The 17,715-nt window shown below is 65.3% G+C and carries 16 protein-coding genes, 1 pseudogene and 2 riboswitches; of the genes and pseudogenes, 13 read left to right on the top strand and 4 right to left on the bottom strand.

Annotation, left to right across the window (positions count from 1 at the left end; genetic code table 11):
* Positions 1 to 591 carry a flavin reductase family protein gene (locus CJU94_RS22370; protein ID WP_095420881.1) on the top strand — a complete coding sequence of 197 codons (591 nt, stop codon included), beginning with the start codon at positions 1 to 3 and terminating at the stop codon, positions 589 to 591.
* A 9-nt stretch (positions 592 to 600) separates the two neighbouring features.
* On the opposite strand, the pseudogene CJU94_RS22365 reads toward CJU94_RS22370, so the two are convergent.
* Positions 601 to 1,221, bottom strand: a pseudogene (locus tag CJU94_RS22365) (gamma-glutamyltransferase); the annotation flags it as partial.
* A 555-nt stretch (positions 1,222 to 1,776) separates the two neighbouring features.
* Between CJU94_RS22365 and atzF the strand changes: the two are divergent.
* From atzF to CJU94_RS22315, 9 genes are all read left to right on the top strand, one after another.
* On the top strand, positions 1,777 to 3,639 hold the full coding sequence (gene atzF / locus CJU94_RS22355) for an allophanate hydrolase (protein ID WP_095420880.1): 1,863 nt from the start codon (positions 1,777 to 1,779) through the stop codon (positions 3,637 to 3,639).
* A 23-nt stretch (positions 3,640 to 3,662) separates the two neighbouring features.
* Positions 3,663 to 4,760, top strand: coding sequence for a BMP family ABC transporter substrate-binding protein (locus CJU94_RS22350; RefSeq protein ID WP_095420879.1), 1,098 nt, complete (start codon positions 3,663 to 3,665; stop codon positions 4,758 to 4,760).
* A gap of 48 nt (positions 4,761 to 4,808) precedes the next feature.
* A complete protein-coding gene (locus CJU94_RS22345) occupies positions 4,809 to 5,924 on the top strand; it encodes an ABC transporter permease (RefSeq protein ID WP_095420878.1) in 1,116 nt (371 codons plus the stop codon).
* The gene (locus CJU94_RS22340; RefSeq protein WP_095420877.1) at positions 5,917 to 6,843 is read left to right on the top strand and encodes an ABC transporter permease; all 927 of its coding nucleotides are present in this window, start codon (positions 5,917 to 5,919) and stop codon (positions 6,841 to 6,843) included. The genes CJU94_RS22345 and CJU94_RS22340 overlap by 8 nt, the downstream gene beginning before the upstream one ends.
* A 70-nt stretch (positions 6,844 to 6,913) precedes the next feature.
* Positions 6,914 to 7,606 (top strand): biuret amidohydrolase, encoded by a 693-nt coding sequence (biuH, locus tag CJU94_RS22335; RefSeq protein WP_095420876.1) that lies wholly within the window; start codon positions 6,914 to 6,916, stop codon positions 7,604 to 7,606.
* A 2-nt stretch (positions 7,607 to 7,608) separates the two neighbouring features.
* Positions 7,609 to 9,219, top strand: coding sequence for an ABC transporter ATP-binding protein (locus CJU94_RS22330; RefSeq protein ID WP_167397567.1), 1,611 nt, complete (start codon positions 7,609 to 7,611; stop codon positions 9,217 to 9,219).
* Entirely contained in the window at positions 9,216 to 9,911 is a 696-nt protein-coding gene (locus CJU94_RS22325; RefSeq protein ID WP_095420875.1) for a cysteine hydrolase family protein, read from the top strand. Before CJU94_RS22330 ends, CJU94_RS22325 begins: the two co-directional genes overlap by 4 nt.
* Positions 9,902 to 10,288 (top strand): oxalurate catabolism protein HpxZ, encoded by a 387-nt coding sequence (gene hpxZ, locus CJU94_RS22320; RefSeq protein WP_095420874.1) that lies wholly within the window; start codon positions 9,902 to 9,904, stop codon positions 10,286 to 10,288. Before CJU94_RS22325 ends, hpxZ begins: the two co-directional genes overlap by 10 nt.
* Positions 10,289 to 10,321: 33 nt before the next feature.
* Positions 10,322 to 11,080 carry a GntR family transcriptional regulator gene (locus CJU94_RS22315; RefSeq protein WP_095420873.1) on the top strand — a complete coding sequence of 253 codons (759 nt, stop codon included), beginning with the start codon at positions 10,322 to 10,324 and terminating at the stop codon, positions 11,078 to 11,080.
* Positions 11,081 to 11,110: 30 nt separating this feature from the next.
* Here CJU94_RS22315 and CJU94_RS22310 read toward each other — a convergent pair whose 3' ends face one another.
* The 3 genes from CJU94_RS22310 to CJU94_RS22300 form a co-directional block, all read right to left on the bottom strand.
* Positions 11,111 to 12,154, bottom strand: a complete 1,044-nt coding sequence (locus tag CJU94_RS22310; RefSeq protein ID WP_095420872.1) for a rod shape-determining protein — start codon at positions 12,152 to 12,154, stop codon at positions 11,111 to 11,113.
* Positions 12,155 to 12,315: 161 nt separating this feature from the next.
* Positions 12,316 to 13,374, bottom strand: a complete 1,059-nt coding sequence (locus tag CJU94_RS22305) for an ABC transporter substrate-binding protein (protein WP_244221050.1) — start codon at positions 13,372 to 13,374, stop codon at positions 12,316 to 12,318.
* A 182-nt stretch (positions 13,375 to 13,556) separates the two neighbouring features.
* Positions 13,557 to 13,712, bottom strand: a riboswitch (guanidine-I (ykkC/yxkD leader).
* A gap of 84 nt (positions 13,713 to 13,796) precedes the next feature.
* Positions 13,797 to 14,165, bottom strand: a complete 369-nt coding sequence (locus tag CJU94_RS22300) for a helix-turn-helix domain-containing protein (protein WP_095420871.1) — start codon at positions 14,163 to 14,165, stop codon at positions 13,797 to 13,799.
* Positions 14,166 to 14,321: 156 nt separating this feature from the next.
* Between CJU94_RS22300 and CJU94_RS22295 the strand changes: the two genes are divergently transcribed.
* The 3 genes from CJU94_RS22295 to CJU94_RS22285 all read left to right on the top strand — a co-directional run bounded on the left by CJU94_RS22295 (position 14,322) and on the right by CJU94_RS22285 (position 17,711).
* The gene (locus CJU94_RS22295; protein ID WP_095420870.1) at positions 14,322 to 15,281 is read left to right on the top strand and encodes a sugar phosphate isomerase/epimerase family protein; all 960 of its coding nucleotides are present in this window, start codon (positions 14,322 to 14,324) and stop codon (positions 15,279 to 15,281) included.
* A complete protein-coding gene (locus tag CJU94_RS22290) occupies positions 15,278 to 16,339 on the top strand; it encodes an isopenicillin N synthase family dioxygenase (RefSeq protein WP_095420869.1) in 1,062 nt (353 codons plus the stop codon). Before CJU94_RS22295 ends, CJU94_RS22290 begins: the two co-directional genes overlap by 4 nt.
* Before the next feature lie 426 nt (positions 16,340 to 16,765).
* Positions 16,766 to 16,898, top strand: a riboswitch (guanidine-I (ykkC/yxkD leader).
* A 57-nt stretch (positions 16,899 to 16,955) separates the two neighbouring features.
* A complete protein-coding gene (locus tag CJU94_RS22285; RefSeq protein ID WP_095420868.1) occupies positions 16,956 to 17,711 on the top strand; it encodes an urea amidolyase associated protein UAAP1 in 756 nt (251 codons plus the stop codon).
* The last annotated feature ends 4 nt before the right edge of the window (positions 17,712 to 17,715 follow it).

Here is a 17,715-nt window from a genome sequence, read left to right as displayed (position 1 = left end):
ATGGAAATCGATTTCGCAGCAATCACCGAATACCAGCGTTACAAGCTGATGGCGAGCCTGATCGTGCCGCGTCCGATCGCGCTCGTCACGACGCTCGGCGCCGACGGCACGATCAACGCCGCGCCGTTCTCGATGTTCAATATGCTCGGCGAGGAACCGCCGATCGTGATGATCAGCGTCAACCGCGTGGCCGACGGTACGCTCAAGGACACGGCGGTGAATATCGTGCGCACCGGCGAGTTCGTGGTGCATCTCGCCGACGAAGCGATCGCGGCCAAAATGCATCGCTGCGGCGAAAGGTTGCCGCCGAACGTGAGCGAGCTGACCGAGGTCGGCTTGACGCCGCTGCCGAGTTCGCACGTCGCGCCACCGCGCATTGCCGAAGCGCCGGTCGCATTTGAATGCACCACCTGGGAGACGCTGGAGACCACGAGCCGGCAGATCTTCATCGGACGCGTGCATAGGTTGCACGCGCGCGACGAGTTGATCGACACCGAGACGTGGCGCGTGCGCCTGCAACACTATTTTCCGGTGGGGCGCTTTGGCGCGAGCGACTATATAACGACGCGGGACCGGTTCACGCTTGGGTGACGAGCCGGCTCACATAACCCGGCATAACGGCGCATCACACGGCCAGCGCACGGCCAGCGCACGGCCATCGCTGCGAGGATCGTGCGCGCCCGCAGCCGCCCCGTCCGCCTCAATGCGAATCACGCCCGGATGTCCCGCCAACGGACTCTGCGCCGCAATCGCGCTCACTTCATGACCGCGCGCGGCCGGCGCCGCGAACACGTCGGCGCCGGCATCCGCTTCGAGTTTCAACGCATCGCGTGTATCGGAGAAGGTCTTGCCGAGCAGAAAGCGCGGGCGGGCGAGGGCCTCCAGCGGATCCATGCCGTAGTCGATCAGCCGCGTGAGAATGGCGGCCAGCGTTTGCGGCTGACCGTCCGCGCCTTGCGTGCCGAACAGCAGTTGCGGGCTGCCGTCCTTCAGATACATGCCGGGGTTCAGCGTATGGAAAGGACGCTTGGCCGGCTGCACGACGTTGTGATGCGCGGCATTCGTGCTGAACGAGGCGCCGCGGTTGTGCCAGAGAATGCCGGCATCGCCCGCCACCACGCCGCTGCCCCAATCGAAGTACACCGTTTGCGGCGCGCTCACGCTGCGGCCCTCGCGATCCGTCGCGCCGATGAACACCGTGTCGCCCGGGCGGAACACATGCGACGCGGGCCCGCGCAGCGGAATCGGCGCAATCGCGCCCCTGAAGTTCGAGACTCTGAACCGCGCCCGCGTGATGAGGGGGTCGAGCGCGATTCCGGAACTGTCGTCTCCGGTGTCGACGCAGCTGCGCACGGTGATCACGCGCGTCAGTCTCTGCTCGTTCCATGAGTCGAACGCGTATGCGTTGTCGCGCACCTTCAAGACCGACATGCTCGCGGCGCAATGACAGAAAGATCAGAAGGCCCAGGCGCATGAGAGCGGGCGCGCGTTCGCGATCGCCGGCGCGTCGCAGCCGGCGCCGCTGCTGCGCGCGCGGGCGCAAATCCAGGGCGCGTGAGCCCCGAGTTGGTGAGCGCTGCACCATCGGCAGCGCCGCCGTGGCCGTCCGCGTGAGCGGCGCGCTCACTCGGACCGGCATGGGGAAGCGCCGCCTGGCTTGGTTTTGAGGCGGTTTTCCGCGCCTGCATCAGCACTTGGCATAGCTCCTGCTCAGCTGAGTCCAAACTTGTATTCAAGATTGAACTCAAGGACAAACAGGTGCCTATTTCTTCACCCATGACGGTCAAAGGTCTGCTCGCGGCCTACGCGGCAGGGAGCCTTACGCCGACTCAAACCGTCGCTTCGGCGATGGCGCGGATCGACGCCATCGACCGGCCGGAAGTCTGGATTCTGCGCGTGTCCGCAGCCGACGTGCAGGCCCGCGCAACCGCGCTCGAAGCGCTCTATGAGGCGCAGGGCAGCGCCGTGTTCGAGCAGATGCCGTTGTTCGGCGTGCCGTTCGCGGTCAAGGACAACATCGACGTTGCCTCTTTGCCGACCACGGCCGCTTGCGAGCCGTTTGCCTATACGCCGGACGCATCCGCATTCGCCGTGCAGCGTCTGATCGACGCCGGCGCGATTCTGCTCGGCAAGACCAATCTCGATCAGTTCGCCACCGGCCTCGTCGGCACGCGTTCGCCGTATGGCGCCGTGCGGCACACCGAGTCGCCACTGCGCGTGTCGGGTGGATCGAGTTCGGGCTCGGCGGTGGCGGTGGCGGCGGGTTGCGTCGCGTTTTCGCTCGGCACCGACACGGCCGGTTCAGGCCGCGTGCCTGCCGGCTTTAACGGACTCGTCGGCCTGAAGCCTTCGCTCGGACTGGTCAGCAAACGTGGCGTGGTGCCCGCGTGCCGAAGCCTCGACACGATCTCCGTGTTCGCGCACGAGGTCGACGACGCCTGGCGCGTGCTCAGCGAAATCGCCTGCTTCGATTCGCTCGACGGCTACTCGCGCAAGCTGCCGGCACTGGGTCTGCTGCGCGCGGCGCCCCGCATCGGCGTGCCGGAACGGTTGGAGTTTTACGGCGACTCGGCGGCGAGCGAGGCGTTCTCATCGGCACTCGGCACGCTCACCGCGCGCCTGCATTTGACGCCGCAACCAATCGACTTCGAGCCGCTCAAGGCCGTCTCCGCGTTGCTCTACGACGGCCCATGGGTCGCCGAACGCCGCGCGGCGCTCGGCACGTTCTTCGACACCCATCACGAAGCGATCGATCCGGTCGTGGCCAGAGTGATCGGCAAAGCCGAGCAGTTCAATGCGGCCGATGCGTTCAACGGCCAGTACGCGCTGGCCGATCTGAAGCGCCACGCCGAAGCGCTCTTCGAAACGATCGACATCCTGATCGTGCCCACCACGCCGACGCATCCGTTGATCGCCGACGTGCAGGCCAATCCTGTCGAACTGAACAGCCAGCTCGGCTACTACACCAACTTCGTCAACCTGCTCGACCTGTGCGCGCTGGCCGTGCCGTGTCAGCGGCGCGGCGACGGCTTGCCCGCAGGCGTGACGCTGATCGCGCCGAGCGGCGCGGACCGGCGCCTCGCCGAACTTGGCGCGCGGATTCAGGCGCTGTTCACGAGTGCCGCCGAAACGGCCGATGCCGCCGATGCCGCCGAAGCCCCATCGACGGCCGCACTCATCCCGCCGCTGCCGTTCCAGGAGCCGACCATTACGCTCGCGGTGGTCGGCGCGCACCTGCGTGGACAGCCGTTGAACTGGCAACTCCAGGAAGCCGGCGCGCGTTTCGTGAGAGCGACACATACCGCGCCCGGCTACCGGCTCTTCGCGCTCGCCAACACCCAGCCGCCCAAACCCGGCCTCGTACGAGCGACGCAACAGCAAGGCCAGCCGATCGCCATCGAACTGTGGGAAGTGCCGCTGCGCGCCTTCGGCAAATTCGTCGCCGACGTGCCCGCGCCGCTCGGCATCGGCACCCTGGAAGTGGCCGACGGCCACAGCGTGAAGGGCTTCATCTGCGAGCCCTCGGCGGTGAGCGGGGACAGCGGCGCGCTCGATATCACGTCGTTCGGCGGCTGGCTCGCGTATCTCGCGAGCCTGAAGGCCGACACCCCGGCCGAACCCCAGACCCACGCTCTCTAACCCTCGATCAGGAATTGGACACCATGACAAGCCGCCGCAATTTCATCAAGAGCGCCAGTCTGTTGACGCTCGGCAATATTCTGCCCATCCGGTCGGTGTTCGCCGCGCCGAAGACCACCGTCGGCGTGATCTACGTCGGCGCGCGCGGCGACTACGGCTACAACCAGGCGCAGGCGCAAGCCGCCGCGGTCATCAAGAAGATGCCCGGCGTGAAGGTGGTGGAAGAAGAGAACGTGCCCGAGACCATCGCCGTGCAGAAAACGATGGAAGCGATGATCGAACAGGATGGCGCCACGCTTATCTTCGCGACCTCGTTCGGCTACTTCGATCCGCACGTGCTGAAGATGGCAGCGAAATATCCGAAGGTGCGATTCGCGCATTGCGGCGGTTTGTGGAAGCAGGGCAATCCGTCGAACATCACCAGCTACTTCGGCTATATCGACGAATGCCAGTACCTGAACGGCGTGGTGGCCGGCCATATGACGAAGAGCAGGAAGCTCGGCTTCGTCGCGGCCAAACCGATTCCGCAGGTGCTGCGCAATATCAATTCGTTCACGCTCGGCGCGCAGTCGGTCGATCCGTCGATCACCACCCAGGTGATTTTCACGGGCGACTGGTCGATGCCGGTGAAGGAAGCCGAAGCCACCAACAGTCTCGTCGATCAAGGCTGCGACGTGCTGACCTGTCACGTCGACGGTCCGAAGGTCGTGGTCGAGACGGCGGAAAAACGCGGCGCGATGAGTTGCGGCTATCACGCGAGCCAGGCCGCGCTCGCGCCCAAAGGTTATCTCACCGGCGCGGAGTGGGATTGGGCGACGCCGTACAGGCAACTGGTGACGGGCGCGCAAGCCGGCACGCCGCAGCCGAACGTGCTGCGCGGCGGCCTGAAAGAGGGCTTCGTGAAGATGTCGCCATACGGCGCGAAAGTCACGGCCGCCGCGAAGCAGAACGCCGACTCGATCAAATCCAGCATGGTGGCCGGCAACTTCGTGATTTTCAAAGGCCCGATGAAGGACAACAAGGGCGGCGTGGCGATCGCCTCGGGTGCGAGCCACGCGCAGACCGACTACACGCTCGAAAGCATGAACTATCTGGTCGCGGGCGTCGTCGGCCAGATCTGATGACGGTGGTAGTTGCGTGACGATGTTGGCGTCAATCGAGGAGCCGTGATGCGCCCCAATGCCTCTCTCGCGAGAGTGATGCTCTCGCTCCTGCCCGCGCTGCCGACCGTGCTGGCGGTGCTCGGCACCTTGCTGCTGTTCTCGCTGTTCCTGCTGGTGCAGGGACAGCCCGCGCTCGACGCGATCGGGCTGATTTTCCAGGGCGCGTTCGGCTCGTCATTTGCCTGGCAAAGCACGTTGCTGCGCGCCGCGCCGTTGATGCTGACCGCGTTGTGCGTGGCGTTGCCCGCGCAGGTCGGGCTGATCGTGATCGGCGGCGAGGGCGCGCTGGCACTGGGCGGCATGTGCGCCGCCATCGTGCCGCAGCTTTTGCCGCACGGCACGCCCTGGTTCATCGCCACGCCGTTGATGGCGCTTGCCGGCATGCTGGCGGGCGGCGTCTGGATCGGCGCGGTCGGTGCGTTGCGGCAGTGGCGCGGCGTGAACGAGACCATCAGCAGCCTGTTGATGTCGTATATCGCGATCGCCGTGTTCAAGCATCTGGTGGAGGGGCCGCTGCGCGACCCCGCGAGCCTGAACAAACCGTCCACGCTCCCTGTGCCCGACGCGATGATGATCGGCTCGATCCCCGGACTCGAAACGCACTGGGGACTGTTCTGGGGCGTCGTCGCATGCGTTGCGGCCTGGGTGTTCGTGAAGTTCAGCACCAAAGGCTTCGCGATGCGCGTGGTGGGCGGCAGCCATCGCGCGGCGCGTCTGGTCGGCCTGCCGGTCAATGCGCTCGCGCTGACCGCGTGCGTGCTGGGCGGCGCCGCGGCCGGCCTCGGCGGCATGTTCGAAGTCGCGGCGGTGCAGGGCAGCGCGAACGCGTCGCTGCTCGCGGGCTACGGTTACGCGGGCATTCTCGTCGCCTTCGCGGCGCGCCAGAATCCGCTCGCGATCATCGCGTGCGCGCTGATGATCGGCGGCATCGAGGCGAGCGGCAGTCTGCTGCAACGGCGCCTCGATCTGCCCGACGCCACCACGCTCGTGCTGCAAGGCCTGCTGTTTGCCAACCTGCTCGCGTGGGAAGCGCTCGGCGGCCGCATCGCCGCATGGCGAGTGAAGTTGCAGGCCGCCGCGCAGACCGATCTTCCCGTGCAACTGGAGCAGACCCATGCCTGATATGCACTCGCCCATCGTGATCCTGTTGCTGTCGCTGTTCGCCGGTGCGATCCGCGTCAGCACGCCTTATTTGTTCGTCAGTCTCGGCGAGTGTCTGACCGAGAAGGGCGGCCGCGTGAATCTCGGCCTCGAAGGCATTCTCGTCTCCGGCGCGATGAGCGGCTACGCCGGCGCCTTTCTGAGCGGCTCGCCGTGGATCGGCGTGCTCGCCGCGGGCGCGGTCGGCTTGCTGCTCGGCTGCCTGCACGGTCTGGTGTGCTCGCTGCCGCGCGTGTCGGACATCGCTTTCGGCATCGCGTTGATGCTGCTCGGCACCGGACTCGCGTTCTATCTCGGCAAACCCTTTATCGAACCGCAGGCGCCGATGCTGCCGTTCATCGACCTCGGCGGATGGACTTCATCGCCGCAACTGCATAACGCGCTGCATCTGAATCTGCTGTTCGTGATCGGCGTGGTGCTCGCCTTCGTTCTGCAATGGGGCTTGCGCAATACGCGCTGGGGAATGGTGCTGCGGCTCGTCGGCGATCACGCGGAAACGGCGCGCGCGATGGGCTATCCGCTGACTCGCGTGCGGATTGCCGCGACGGCGGTGGGCGGCGTGTTCGCGGGGGTGGGTGGCGCGTATCTGTCGCTGGTTTATCCGGGCAGTTGGAACGAAGGGCTTTCCAGTGGCCAGGGGCTGATGGCGGTCGCGCTGGTGATCTTCGCGCGCTGGCAGCCGTTGCGCTGTCTGTGGGCCGCGTTGCTGTTCGGCGCCGCCGGCGCGCTCGGCCCCGCGCTGCAGGCGATCGGCGTGACGAGCGGCTACTACCTGTACAACGCCGCGCCGTATGTGCTGACGCTCGTAATCATGATCATCAATTGCCGTCCGGATCGCACGCTGGCGGGTGCGCCCGGCGAGCTGAGCCTGACGCGCTGACGCGCTCGCGCCTTCGCGGCTTTTGCCGATTATGACGAACCCGACGAACCCGACCCAGGATATTTCGACCATGACCCGATTCATCGAAGCCAAACCCTACCCGTGGCCTTACGACGGCAACCTGCGCCCGGAGAACACCGCGCTCGTGATCATCGACATGCAGACGGATTTCTGCGGCCACGGCGGCTACGTCGACAAGATGGGCTACGACCTCTCGCTCACGCGCGCGCCGATCGAGCCGATCCAACGCGTGCTGAAGGCCATGCGCGAACAGGGCTTCACGATCATTCACACGCGTGAAGGCCACCGCCCCGATCTCTCCGATCTGCCCGCCAACAAGCGCTGGCGCAGCCGCCGCGCCGGCACCAACGGCGTGGGCATCGGCGACGACGGCCCGTGTGGCAGGATCCTCGTGCGCGGCGAGCCGGGCTGGGAAATCATCGACGAACTAAAGCCGCTCGCGGGCGAGATCGTCATCGACAAGCCGGGCAAAGGCTCGTTCTGCGCGACGGATCTCGAACTGATCCTGCGCACGCGCGGCATCGAGAATCTGGTTCTGACCGGCATCACGACCGATGTCTGCGTGCACACCACCATGCGCGAAGCCAACGACCGCGGTTTCGAATGCACGGTGCTCGCCGACTGTTGCGGCGCCACCGACCAGGGCAATCACGACGCCGCCTTGCACATGATCACGATGCAAGGCGGCGTGTTCGGCACGGTGTCGGACTCCGGCGCCTTGCTGCATACGCTAGGGGGATGATCATGTCGACGGTGCGGCAAGCCCTCGGTGTGGAAGTGCTGAACGCGAGCAAGTCGTTCGGCGCATTTCGCGCGCTCGACGGCGTCTCGATCAAGGTCAAGGCCGGCACGATCCACGCGTTGCTCGGCGAGAACGGCGCGGGCAAGAGCACGCTCGTGAAGGGACTGGTCGGCTACGGCGTACTGGACGACGGCCAGATCGCCGCCGACGGCCGCGAAGTGCACATCCATTCGCCGCGCGATGCGCAAGCGCTCGGCATCGGCATGGTGTATCAGCATTTCACGCTGGCCGCGGGCCTGTCCGTCGAAGAAAATCTCTTGCTCGCGCGTGGGCAAATGCCGTGGAAAATCGACTGGAAAGCGGAGCGCGCCGCGCTCGCGGCGTTCATGCAGCGCATGCCGTTTCGCTTGCCGCTCGACGCGCCGGTCGCGGGTCTCGCCGCCGGTGAAAAGCAGAAGCTCGAAATCCTCAAGCAGCTCTATCTGCAGCAGCGCTTCCTGATACTCGACGAACCGACTTCCGTGCTGACACCGCAGGAAGCCGACGAAGTGCTCGGCCTGATGCGCGATCTGACCACGCGCGGCGAGCTGACCGTGCTGATGATCACGCACAAGTTCCGCGAAGTGATGGCCTACGCGGACGACGTCACCGTGTTGCGCAAGGGGCGTCAGGTCGGCACGAGCGCGGTCGCGAACACCACCCGCGACGAACTCGCCGCCTGGATGATGGGCACCGTGGCGACCGGCGACGCGCCTGTCATGGCCGCGGTGACCGAAGCGCGCGTGCAGCGCAAAGCGGCCGACGAGTCCGCTCAGGTGCGTCTCGCGCTGCGCGATGTCTCCGTGGAAGACGATCGCGGCCACACCGCCGTCAAGCACGCCACGCTGTCGGTGCGCGCGGGCGAAATTCTCGGACTCGCGGGCGTCTCCGGCAACGGCCAGAAAGAACTGGTGGAAGCGCTGGTCGGTCAACGCCGCGTGAAGACCGGCGAGATGCAGGTCGCCGGCAAGCCGTACCATGCAACGCGCGCACAGATGACGCAGCGGCGCGTCTTCGCGATTCCCGAGGAGCCGCTGAAGAACGCCTGCGTCAGCGGCATGAGCGTCGCGCAGAATCTCGCGTTGCGCGACTTCGATCGCGAGCCGTTGCGGCGCGGCGGCTGGTGGCTCGATCGCCGCGCGCTGCGCGAGCGCGCTACGCAGCTGATCGGCGAATTCAACGTGCGCCCGCCGGTGCCGGAACGCGCGATCGGCACGCTCTCGGGCGGCAATGTGCAACGCGCGGTGCTGGCGCGCGAACTCGGCCAGCCGGTGGATGTGCTGATCGTCGCGAATCCGGTGTTCGGGCTCGACTTCGCGTCGGTGGCCGATATTCATGCGCGTCTGATGGCCGCGCGCGATGCGGGCGCGGCCGTGCTGCTCGTGAGCGAAGACCTCGACGAACTGCTCGAACTGGCCGACCGTATCATGGTGATCGCCGAGGGCGAACTGGTGTTCGAAACATCGGCGGCGCGCGCGGATCGCACGGTGCTGGGCCAGCATATGGCCGGACACGGCGACACCCCCATGCAGCCCGCCGCCTCGGCCGAAAAACTGAGGGAAGCCATCGGATGACATCGCCCCCCATGCTCACCATTAACGCTCAGCCGGGCCCGTTCAGCTTCGACCCCGCCAGAACCGCGCTGGTTGTGATCGACATGCAGCGCGACTTCATCGAGCCGGGCGGCTTCGGCGAATCGCTCGGCAACGACGTCTCGCTGCTCGCGCAGATCGTGCCGACGGTGGCCGCGCTGCTTGCCTTCGCGCGCCACCACCACTGGCTCGTCGTGCATACGCGTGAATCGCATGCGGCGGATCTGTCCGACTGCCCGCCGGCCAAACGGCTGCGCGGCGCGCCGAATGCCCGCATCGGCGATGCCGGGCCGATGGGCCGCATCCTGGTTCGCGGCGAGCCCGGCAATGCGATCGTCGAGCCGCTCGCGCCGCTCGCCGGCGAACTGGTGATCGACAAGCCCGGCAAGGGCGCGTTCTACGCGACCCGGCTCGGCGAGGAACTGGCGATGCGCGGCATCACGCATCTGGTGTTTGCGGGCGTGACCACCGAGGTGTGCGTGCAGACGTCGATGCGCGAAGCCAACGACCGTGGCTATGACTGCCTGCTGATCGAAGACGCCACCGCGAGCTATTTCCCCGCCTTCAAACAGGCGACGCTCGAGATGGTGCGCTCGCAAGGCGGCATCGTCGGCTGGACCGCACCCTTTTCTTCATTGACGGCAATCGACGGGACAATCCCAGCATGGAAGTAAATCAGCCCGACATCGTGGCACAGGTACAGGCGGCGTTCGTCGAATACGAACGGGCGCTGGTGGACAACGACATCGCGACGATGAACGCGCTCTTCTGGCACACGCCGGAAACCGTGCGCTACGGCATCGCCGAAGTCCAGCACGGCGGCGCAGCGATCCGTGCGTGGCGCGAGCGCTGCGAGCCGGTGCCGAAGTCGCGCAAGCTGCTTCGGACCGTGGTGACCACCTTCGGTACGGACTTCGCCACCGTCAGCACCGAATTCACGAGCGACGCCACGCCCTTGCTCGGGCGTCAGATGCAAACGTGGGCAAGGCTCAGTCCCGCCGATGGCTGGAAGATCGTCGCCGCGCATGTCAGTCTTATCGCCATGTCATGAAACGCCGATAATAAGTAAAAGGACCTTGGCATCATGAACGACGACCCGACGAATCTGCTGGAGACAGCCGCTCTTTCAGGCGGGCAGGATGCGCCCGCACCGCCGGCCGCGGCCAACCCGCTTGCCGAGCAGGTCTATCAGAAGCTCAAGAGCGACATCTTCAGCTTTCGCCTGTTTCCCGGCGACCGTTTTTCGGAGAACGGCATTGCGCAGCACTACGGCGTGTCGCGCACGCCGATGCGCGACGGCCTGTTCCGTCTACAGCGCGAGGGCTATCTGGAAGTCGGCTTCCGGCGCGGCTGGAAAGTTTCGCCGATCAACTTCGACCAGCTCGATCAGCTCTACGATCTGCGCATCGTGCTGGAAGTCGCGGCGGTGGAGCGGCTGGGCGCGGGCGGCGATAGCGCGCACGCCGCCGTCGAGGCGTTGAAGGCGCTCTGGTGTGTCGAGCCGCAATTGCGTGAGAGCGATCCGGTGAAAATGTTCGGCATGGACGAAAACTTTCACCGCCAACTGGTTGCCGCCACTGGCAACGCGGAAATGCTGCGCGTGCATAACGAAGTGACCGAGCGCATCCGTATCGTGCGGCGGCTCGATTTTCTGAAACCGCACCGCACCAGCGCCACCTACGACGAGCATGCCACCATGCTCAATCTGATCGAACGCAACCGGCTGACCGAAGCCATCATTCTGCTGCGCGCGCATATCACGCAGAGCAAGCTGGAAGTGCGCAAGATCACCCTGTCCATGCTCGCCGCGGCGCGCGACAGCAAGCTGCCGTTCGTGTCCTGAGCGGCATGGGCGTTTGCAGGCGCGCGAGGCTCACTCGTAAGAGAACGCGCCGCCGAACTTGTCGATCCGTTCGAGCGCCATGCCCGAGCCGCGCACCACGCAAGTCAGCGGCGCTTCGGCGACGAACACCGGCAAGCCGGTTTCCTCGGCGAGCAGACGGTCCAGATCGCGCAGCAGCGCGCCGCCGCCCGCCAGCATGATGCCGCGCTCGGCGATGTCGGCGCCCAGTTCCGGCGGCGTCTGTTCCAGCGCGATCTTCACGGCCGAGACGATCTGGTTGAGCGGGTCGGTCAGCGCTTCGAGAATCTCGTTGCTGGAGACAGTGAAACTGCGCGGAATCCCTTCTGACATATTGCGGCCCTTGACTTCCATCTCCTTGACCTCGGAGCCCGGAAACGCGGAGCCGATCTCCTTCTTGATCGCTTCGGCGGTTTGCTCGCCGATCAGCATGCCGTAGTTGCGGCGAATGTAATTGACGATGGCGTCGTCGAACTTGTCGCCGCCCACGCGCACCGAGCCTTTATAGACGATGCCGCCGAGCGAGATCACCCCCACTTCCGTGGTGCCGCCGCCGATGTCGACCACCATCGAGCCGGTCGCTTCCGACACCGGCAAACCCGCGCCGGTGGCCGCGGCCATCGGCTCCTCGATCAGATAGACCTGCGAGGCGCCCGCGCTGTGCGCGGCTTCCTTGATCGCGCGGCGCTCCACCTGGGTGGACCCGCACGGCACGCAGATGACGATGCGCGGCGACGGCGCGAACATACGCGACTCGTGCGCCATCTGGATGAAGCGCTTGATCATCTGCTGGGTAATGTTGAAGTCGGCGATCACGCCGTCCTTCATCGGGCGGATCGCTTCGATATTGCCCGGCACCTTGCCGAGCATCTGTTTTGCTTCCTTGCCGACGGCCAGAATGATCTTCTTGCCGTTCGGACCGCCTTCCTGACGAATCGAGACCACCGAGGGCTCGTCGAGCACGATGCCCTTGCCGCGCATGTAGATCAGCGTGTTCGACGTGCCGAGGTCGATTGCCAGGTCGTTGGAAAAATAGCCGCGCAGAAAACCAAACATGCAAATTCCTGTGTCTCGGAAGTCGGGCGCAAACGCGCCGCTTGGGAGTTGCCGCCCGAAGGCGGCAGGCGACCCGTCGAGGGTCGTGAGAGACGCAAGAATAACAGCTTCGGGTCCGCGGGCTATTTCAGCGGCTGTAGCGGCGGCGCTTTGCGGCCCGCTTACTGCGCGTTGGCCAGTGAGGGGTCGATATAGGCGCTCACGTTTTGCGACTGCTTGTACACGGCGTTGCGCACGTTGAACTTGTCGGCGTTCGCACTGGAACCGTACACCGAGTCCAGTCCGTCGCCCTTGGTAAAGGCCTTCTTCGCAGCCGCCGAATCGAGCAGGTGCGTGCCTTTGAGCAAGGGCAGGTACTGCGCCGGCGTGAGACCGACGCGCGCGGACATGATCTTGACCGCGTCCGGCTGCGTCTTCGGATCGTTGATATAAGCCACGCAGCGGTACCACACCGTGATCACCTTGGCCCAGTCGGCCTTGCGCGATTGCAGGCTGACGGGGTTGACCGTGATCGCGTCGTAGATCAGGCCGGGAGCGTCGGCGGAGGTGAAGATCGGGCGCGAGCCTGGTACGCGCTTGAGCGCTTCGCCCGCGTTCGGTTGCCACGCGCCGACCGCGGCGACGTCTTTGGACGAGGCGAGCACTTGCGGCAACTCGTTGGTCTTCGCATTGACGAGCGTGAGGTCCGATTCCTTCAGCGCATGTTTTTCCAGCGCCGTGTCGAGCAGCAGGTGATCGACGAGGCCCATTTCAACGCCGACTTTTTTGCCCTTCAGTCCTTCCACCGTGCGCACCGGCGGCTTCGCGACGATCATGTCGTTGCCGCTCGAATAGTCGGTCAGCAGGATCATCACGTTCTTCGCGCCGCTTGCGCCGGTCACGAGCGCATCGCCGTTGGTGGCACCGACCGCATCGAGTTTGCCTGCCGAGAAGGCATCGAGCGAGGCCGAGTAATCGAACCATTGAAAATTCACATCGACGCCGGCTTCCTTGAACCAGCCCTTTTCGATCGCGATCTGGAACGCGACGAAGCCGGGCCAGTCGCTATAGCCGATGGCGAGCGGCGTGGCCGCTTGCGCCGGTGTCGCGGCACCACCCGCGCTCAGGCCGATGGCGAGCGCGGCCGCGGCGAGCGCGCCGCGCACGCGCAGGGCCGATGCGAAGCGGGCGGGGGAGGCGAGTGAATGACGGGAAGTGCGGACGGATTCGAAGCGTTTCATCGTTTTCTCCAGGAGACCGGTCAATTGCGATTGTTGAGTGGGATCGCGCGGCGACTGCGCGATGAAACAACATGACCGGCTCCCGCGCGAGAGCGAACGACAAAGCGCGGAAACTGCACGGGACAAACGTGCACGAGACAAACACCGGCCACGGAGAGGCACGATAGACATTGCTATCGCCAATCTCCCGGGCTTTTGTCCCGCCGTGTAGTGCGGCCGGCGGTTCGTCGTTCGTGTCTGCATTGAAACCCGCAAAACGAAGCAATCGAACCCGCCGGCGCACCGGGCTGCTCTCGGACCAGACGTTCTCTCGAACCGGAACCCTAGCATCCCTAAGATGCGACGCTGCCGCACCTCTCGGCGAAACATGTAGCGAGAAATATGCCAACCGGTTGCGCGCCAGGGTTTATGCGGAAGCGATGTCAATCCAGCGCGGCAAACCGTTGATGCACGTAGGCCAGAAACTGCTCCAGGCGTTCCTCGATCGACGCCGCAAGGCTCACCTGCTTGATGCGGCGGTCTTCGGCGGAATGGGTTTCCACCAGCCAGCCGCCGTCGATCAGCTCCTGCACGTAACGCACGGCGGTACGGCGGCTCACGCCGGGCATGAACTCGTAGAGCGCGGTCTTGGCGAAGTAGTCGTCCGGGTCCACCCACATGCGGCAGAACAGGTCGCTGTAGTTCAGGTCGTTCAAGCCGAGATCGCCGAAATGCGCCGACCACTGCCAGTCCATGTCGAGAATGGCGCGCGCGACGGCCTGGCCCTTGGCACGCGCAATTTTCTTCTTCATCGATTCACCACGAGGAGGAGGGCTGCACAGTTTAAGTGCTAATTGAGCCGGAAATCGGGCGCGCCCGAATTTTTGAAAGGCACGCGCGGATAGTTTATTGACTCGCGAATTTAATGTGTACTATTGCATGCAATTTTGCATGTAAATGGAGAGGCGATGAAATTCGAATTGTTCAAGACGTTCTGGGGATTCGATGGCGGCCCGCGTGATGCCGCGCCGCTGGTGCGAGCGGCCGGATTCGACGGCATCGAAGCGCCGCTCCCGCCCGGCGGCGCGGCGCGCGACGCTTTTGCGCAGGCGATCGCGGACGAGGGTCTCGGCTTCATCGCGGAGATCACGACGGCGGGCAGCTACGTGCCGGAGCGTTCGGCCACGCCGGCCGATCATCTGCGGGACTTCGAAGAGAAGATCGTCTGGGGCAAGCCGCTCGGGCCGCGCTTTTTCAACGTGATGGCCGGCTGCGACGCGTGGCCGGCCGCGACGCAAGTGGACTTCTTCAGCCGCGCGGTGGACGTCGCCGCGAAGCACGACGTGGTCTGCAGCTTCGAAACGCATCGCGGGCGCTCGTTCTTCAATCCGTGGATTACGCGCGACGTCGCGCGCGCCGTGCCCGCGCTCAAGCTGACCTGCGACTTCAGTCATTGGGTGTCCGTCTGCGAGCGGCTGCTCGACAGCGAGTGGGACACGGTTCTCGAACTGGCGCCGCATGCGCACCATCTGCATGGCCGTGTCGGCTATCCGCAAGGTCCGCAGGTGCCGCATCCGGCGGCGCCGGAGTACGCGGATTGCCTCGCCTCGCATCAGCGGATCTGGGAAGCGCTGTGGGCCGCGCAGATCGAGCAGGGCTACACCGTCACGACGATGACGCCGGAGTTCGGCCCCGACGGTTATCTGCACACGCTGCCGTTTACGAATGCGCCGGTCGCCGATCTGTGGGAGATCAATACATGGATGGGCCGCGAGGAACGGCGCCATCTGGCCGCGTTTCTTGCCGCGCGCGAAACACGCGAAGCACGCGATACCCACGACCCCGGCCGCGCTCCCGACGCTCGCGGCGGCCAGCCAACGCAATCGCCGACCAACCCGCAAGCCAGCCAGGCGCCAGCCCTCTCATGAGCCCAACCCATACCCGTTTCCAGCAGTTGCCCATCGTCGATGTCAGCGGCCTCTTCAGCGATGACACGGACCGCCGCCTCGCGACCGCGCGTGAACTCGATCGCGCCGCGCGCGAAGCCGGTTTCTTCTACGTCACCGGCCACCAGGTGTCGCTCGAGCAGCAAAGCGCGCTGATCGAGCAGGCCAGGCGCTTCTTTGCCGCCCCGCACGAGTGGAAGATGCGCTATTACATCGGCAACTCCGCCGCGCATCGCGGCTATGTGCCCGAAGGCGAGGAAGTCTTCGCGGGCGGCAAGCGCGACAGGAAGGAGGCCTTCGACACAGGCCGTGAATTGCCGGCCGACGACCCCGACGTGGCCGCCGGCACCCCCATGCTGGGCCCGAACAGCTGGCCCGACCAACCGGGTTTTCGCGAAGCAGTGGGCGGCTACTACGAAGCGGCGTTCGAACTCGGCCGCGCGTTGTTTCGAGGTTTCTCGCTCGCGCTCGGCTTGCCTGAACAGCACTTCGAGCGCTATCTGCGCAAGCCGCCGAGCCAGTTGCGCCTGATCCACTATCCGCTGGATCCGTCCGCGGAAGACCGGCCGGGCATCGGCGCGCATACCGACTACGAGTGCTTCACGATCCTGCTGCCGAGCGCGCCCGGTCTCGAAGTGATGAACGGCGAGGGCGAGTGGATCGATGCGCCGCCGGTCGAGAATGCGTTCGTCGTGAACATCGGCGACATGCTGGAAGTGTGGACCGGCGGGACCTACGTCGCGACCTCGCATCGCGTGCGCAAAGTAAGGCAGGAGCGCTATTCGTTCCCGCTCTTTTTCGCCTGCGACTATCACACGGTGGTTGCGCCGCTGCCGCGGTTCGCGACGCCCGAGGCGGTGGCGAAATACCCGCCTGTAGCGGCGGGCGACCATCTGTTCGCGCAGACGGCGCAGAGCTTTACCTATCTGAAGGAGCGTCTCGAACGAGGAGAACTCGTGTTGCCCGACGGTTCGAAGGCGCTGGCGAGTTTCGGTCAACAGGCGCGCTATGCGAGCGCCGAACCGGATGCTCAGGTTTGAGAGAAGACGCGCGCCGTCACGGCAACGGCGCGGCGAGGATCATGAGCGGCGCTGTTGCTTCTGCAATTCGATGAAACGTGCCGACATGAGGGTGTAAAGCGCGCGTCGGATAGCGGCAAGGGTCGGCATGGTCGGGTAAGAAGCGAAGTGGACGTGGCGCATTGAGATGCACACACCGTGCCATCGCGCAGACGCGACGCGAGCGTGGCGCACGCGAACTTCGGGCCCAATCGTGGTGCTCCGCGCATCCTGGTGGTGCGAATTCACCAACTGCGCTGGTGCGTGAGCGATCCACCCGCGCATACGCCGATCAGCCCACGGCCGCACCCAATCCCTTGCCACGCTGCGCTTGCCGCATTCCCGGCGACACGCTGGCACATAACTCGCTTAGATGCATACCGAGAGGTGCGAAGTAATTTGCATCATCTTCAGGATCGCTAGGGTTCCGGTCGTTCGCTTCAAGTCGCACGATGCCTGGTCCGAGAGCAATCCGGTCTTGCCGTTCACCTTCTTTCAAGGCGCCGGCGAGGCTCCACGGAGGGATAAAAGCCCGGGAGGTCGCGATGTCGGTCAATCGCCCTCTCACGCTTATTCCCAACCGATACCTGGAGCCTCCATGTCGACGCAAATCCCAGTCGATCTCGCACCGATCCCCCATGTGGCGTGGGAAGCGGTGATTCCCGCCGGCACGCACTGGTCCGGCGTGCTGCGCCGCGGCATGGCGTTGCGCATCGTCGATACCGAAGGCGGCGCGAATCTCGCCGCCGTATTCCACCGGCACGACGAACCGCTCGAACGCTACAACATGGCCGATACGCTGAAGGCGCAGCACACCGCGCATCTGACGCGCGGCCACGTGCTCTATTCGGACATGGGGCGCGTCTTGGCCTCGATCACGGCCGATACGCTCGGCTGGCACGATCCGCTCGGCGGCGTCGGCGACGCGGAACTGTTCGCGAGCAAGTACGGCGTGGCCCATTATCAGCAGCATCGCAACGCGATGATCCGCAACGGCCGCGACAGCCTGCTGCTCGAACTGGCGAAGCACGGCCTGGGCGCACGCGATCTGGTCGCCAACGTCAACTTCTTCAGCAAACTCGCGATCGGCGAGGACGGCGCGCTCGACTTCGTGACCGGCCATTCGCCGGCCGGCGCGGCATTCGATCTGCGCTTCGAAATGGACACGCTCGCCGCGTTCTCCACCGCGCCGCATCCGCTGGACCCTTCATCCGAATACGAACCGAGGCCGGTCAAGCTGATCGCGTACCGCGCGTATGCAACCGACGCCTGCGTACCGGCCGACGATTTCTGCCGCTCGGCGTGTCCCGAGAATGAGCGCGGCTTCGTCAACACCGACCGTCTGTTCGTTTAAGGAG

Source organism: Paraburkholderia aromaticivorans (assembly GCF_002278075.1).
GTDB lineage: Bacteria > Pseudomonadota > Gammaproteobacteria > Burkholderiales > Burkholderiaceae > Paraburkholderia > Paraburkholderia aromaticivorans.
The sequence above is the reverse complement of the archived record's forward strand: the minus strand, read 5'-3'. Positions and strand labels throughout refer to the sequence as shown.

Coding starts and splice junctions, on each gene's coding strand:
- biuH (WP_095420876.1), top strand. CDS start 6,914: ATGACCCGATTCATCGAAGCCAAACCCTACCCGTGGCCTTACGACGGC.
- CJU94_RS22345 (WP_095420878.1), top strand. CDS start 4,809: ATGCGCCCCAATGCCTCTCTCGCGAGAGTGATGCTCTCGCTCCTGCCC.
- atzF (WP_095420880.1), top strand. CDS start 1,777: ATGACGGTCAAAGGTCTGCTCGCGGCCTACGCGGCAGGGAGCCTTACG.
- CJU94_RS22370 (WP_095420881.1), top strand. CDS start 1: ATGGAAATCGATTTCGCAGCAATCACCGAATACCAGCGTTACAAGCTG.
- CJU94_RS22310 (WP_095420872.1), bottom strand. CDS start 12,154: ATGTTTGGTTTTCTGCGCGGCTATTTTTCCAACGACCTGGCAATCGAC.
- CJU94_RS22290 (WP_095420869.1), top strand. CDS start 15,278: ATGAGCCCAACCCATACCCGTTTCCAGCAGTTGCCCATCGTCGATGTC.
- CJU94_RS22300 (WP_095420871.1), bottom strand. CDS start 14,165: ATGAAGAAGAAAATTGCGCGTGCCAAGGGCCAGGCCGTCGCGCGCGCC.
- hpxZ (WP_095420874.1), top strand. CDS start 9,902: ATGGAAGTAAATCAGCCCGACATCGTGGCACAGGTACAGGCGGCGTTC.
- CJU94_RS22295 (WP_095420870.1), top strand. CDS start 14,322: ATGAAATTCGAATTGTTCAAGACGTTCTGGGGATTCGATGGCGGCCCG.
- CJU94_RS22285 (WP_095420868.1), top strand. CDS start 16,956: ATGTCGACGCAAATCCCAGTCGATCTCGCACCGATCCCCCATGTGGCG.
- CJU94_RS22340 (WP_095420877.1), top strand. CDS start 5,917: ATGCCTGATATGCACTCGCCCATCGTGATCCTGTTGCTGTCGCTGTTC.
- CJU94_RS22330 (WP_167397567.1), top strand. CDS start 7,609: ATGTCGACGGTGCGGCAAGCCCTCGGTGTGGAAGTGCTGAACGCGAGC.
- CJU94_RS22305 (WP_244221050.1), bottom strand. CDS start 13,374: ATGAAACGCTTCGAATCCGTCCGCACTTCCCGTCATTCACTCGCCTCC.
- CJU94_RS22315 (WP_095420873.1), top strand. CDS start 10,322: ATGAACGACGACCCGACGAATCTGCTGGAGACAGCCGCTCTTTCAGGC.
- CJU94_RS22325 (WP_095420875.1), top strand. CDS start 9,216: ATGACATCGCCCCCCATGCTCACCATTAACGCTCAGCCGGGCCCGTTC.
- CJU94_RS22350 (WP_095420879.1), top strand. CDS start 3,663: ATGACAAGCCGCCGCAATTTCATCAAGAGCGCCAGTCTGTTGACGCTC.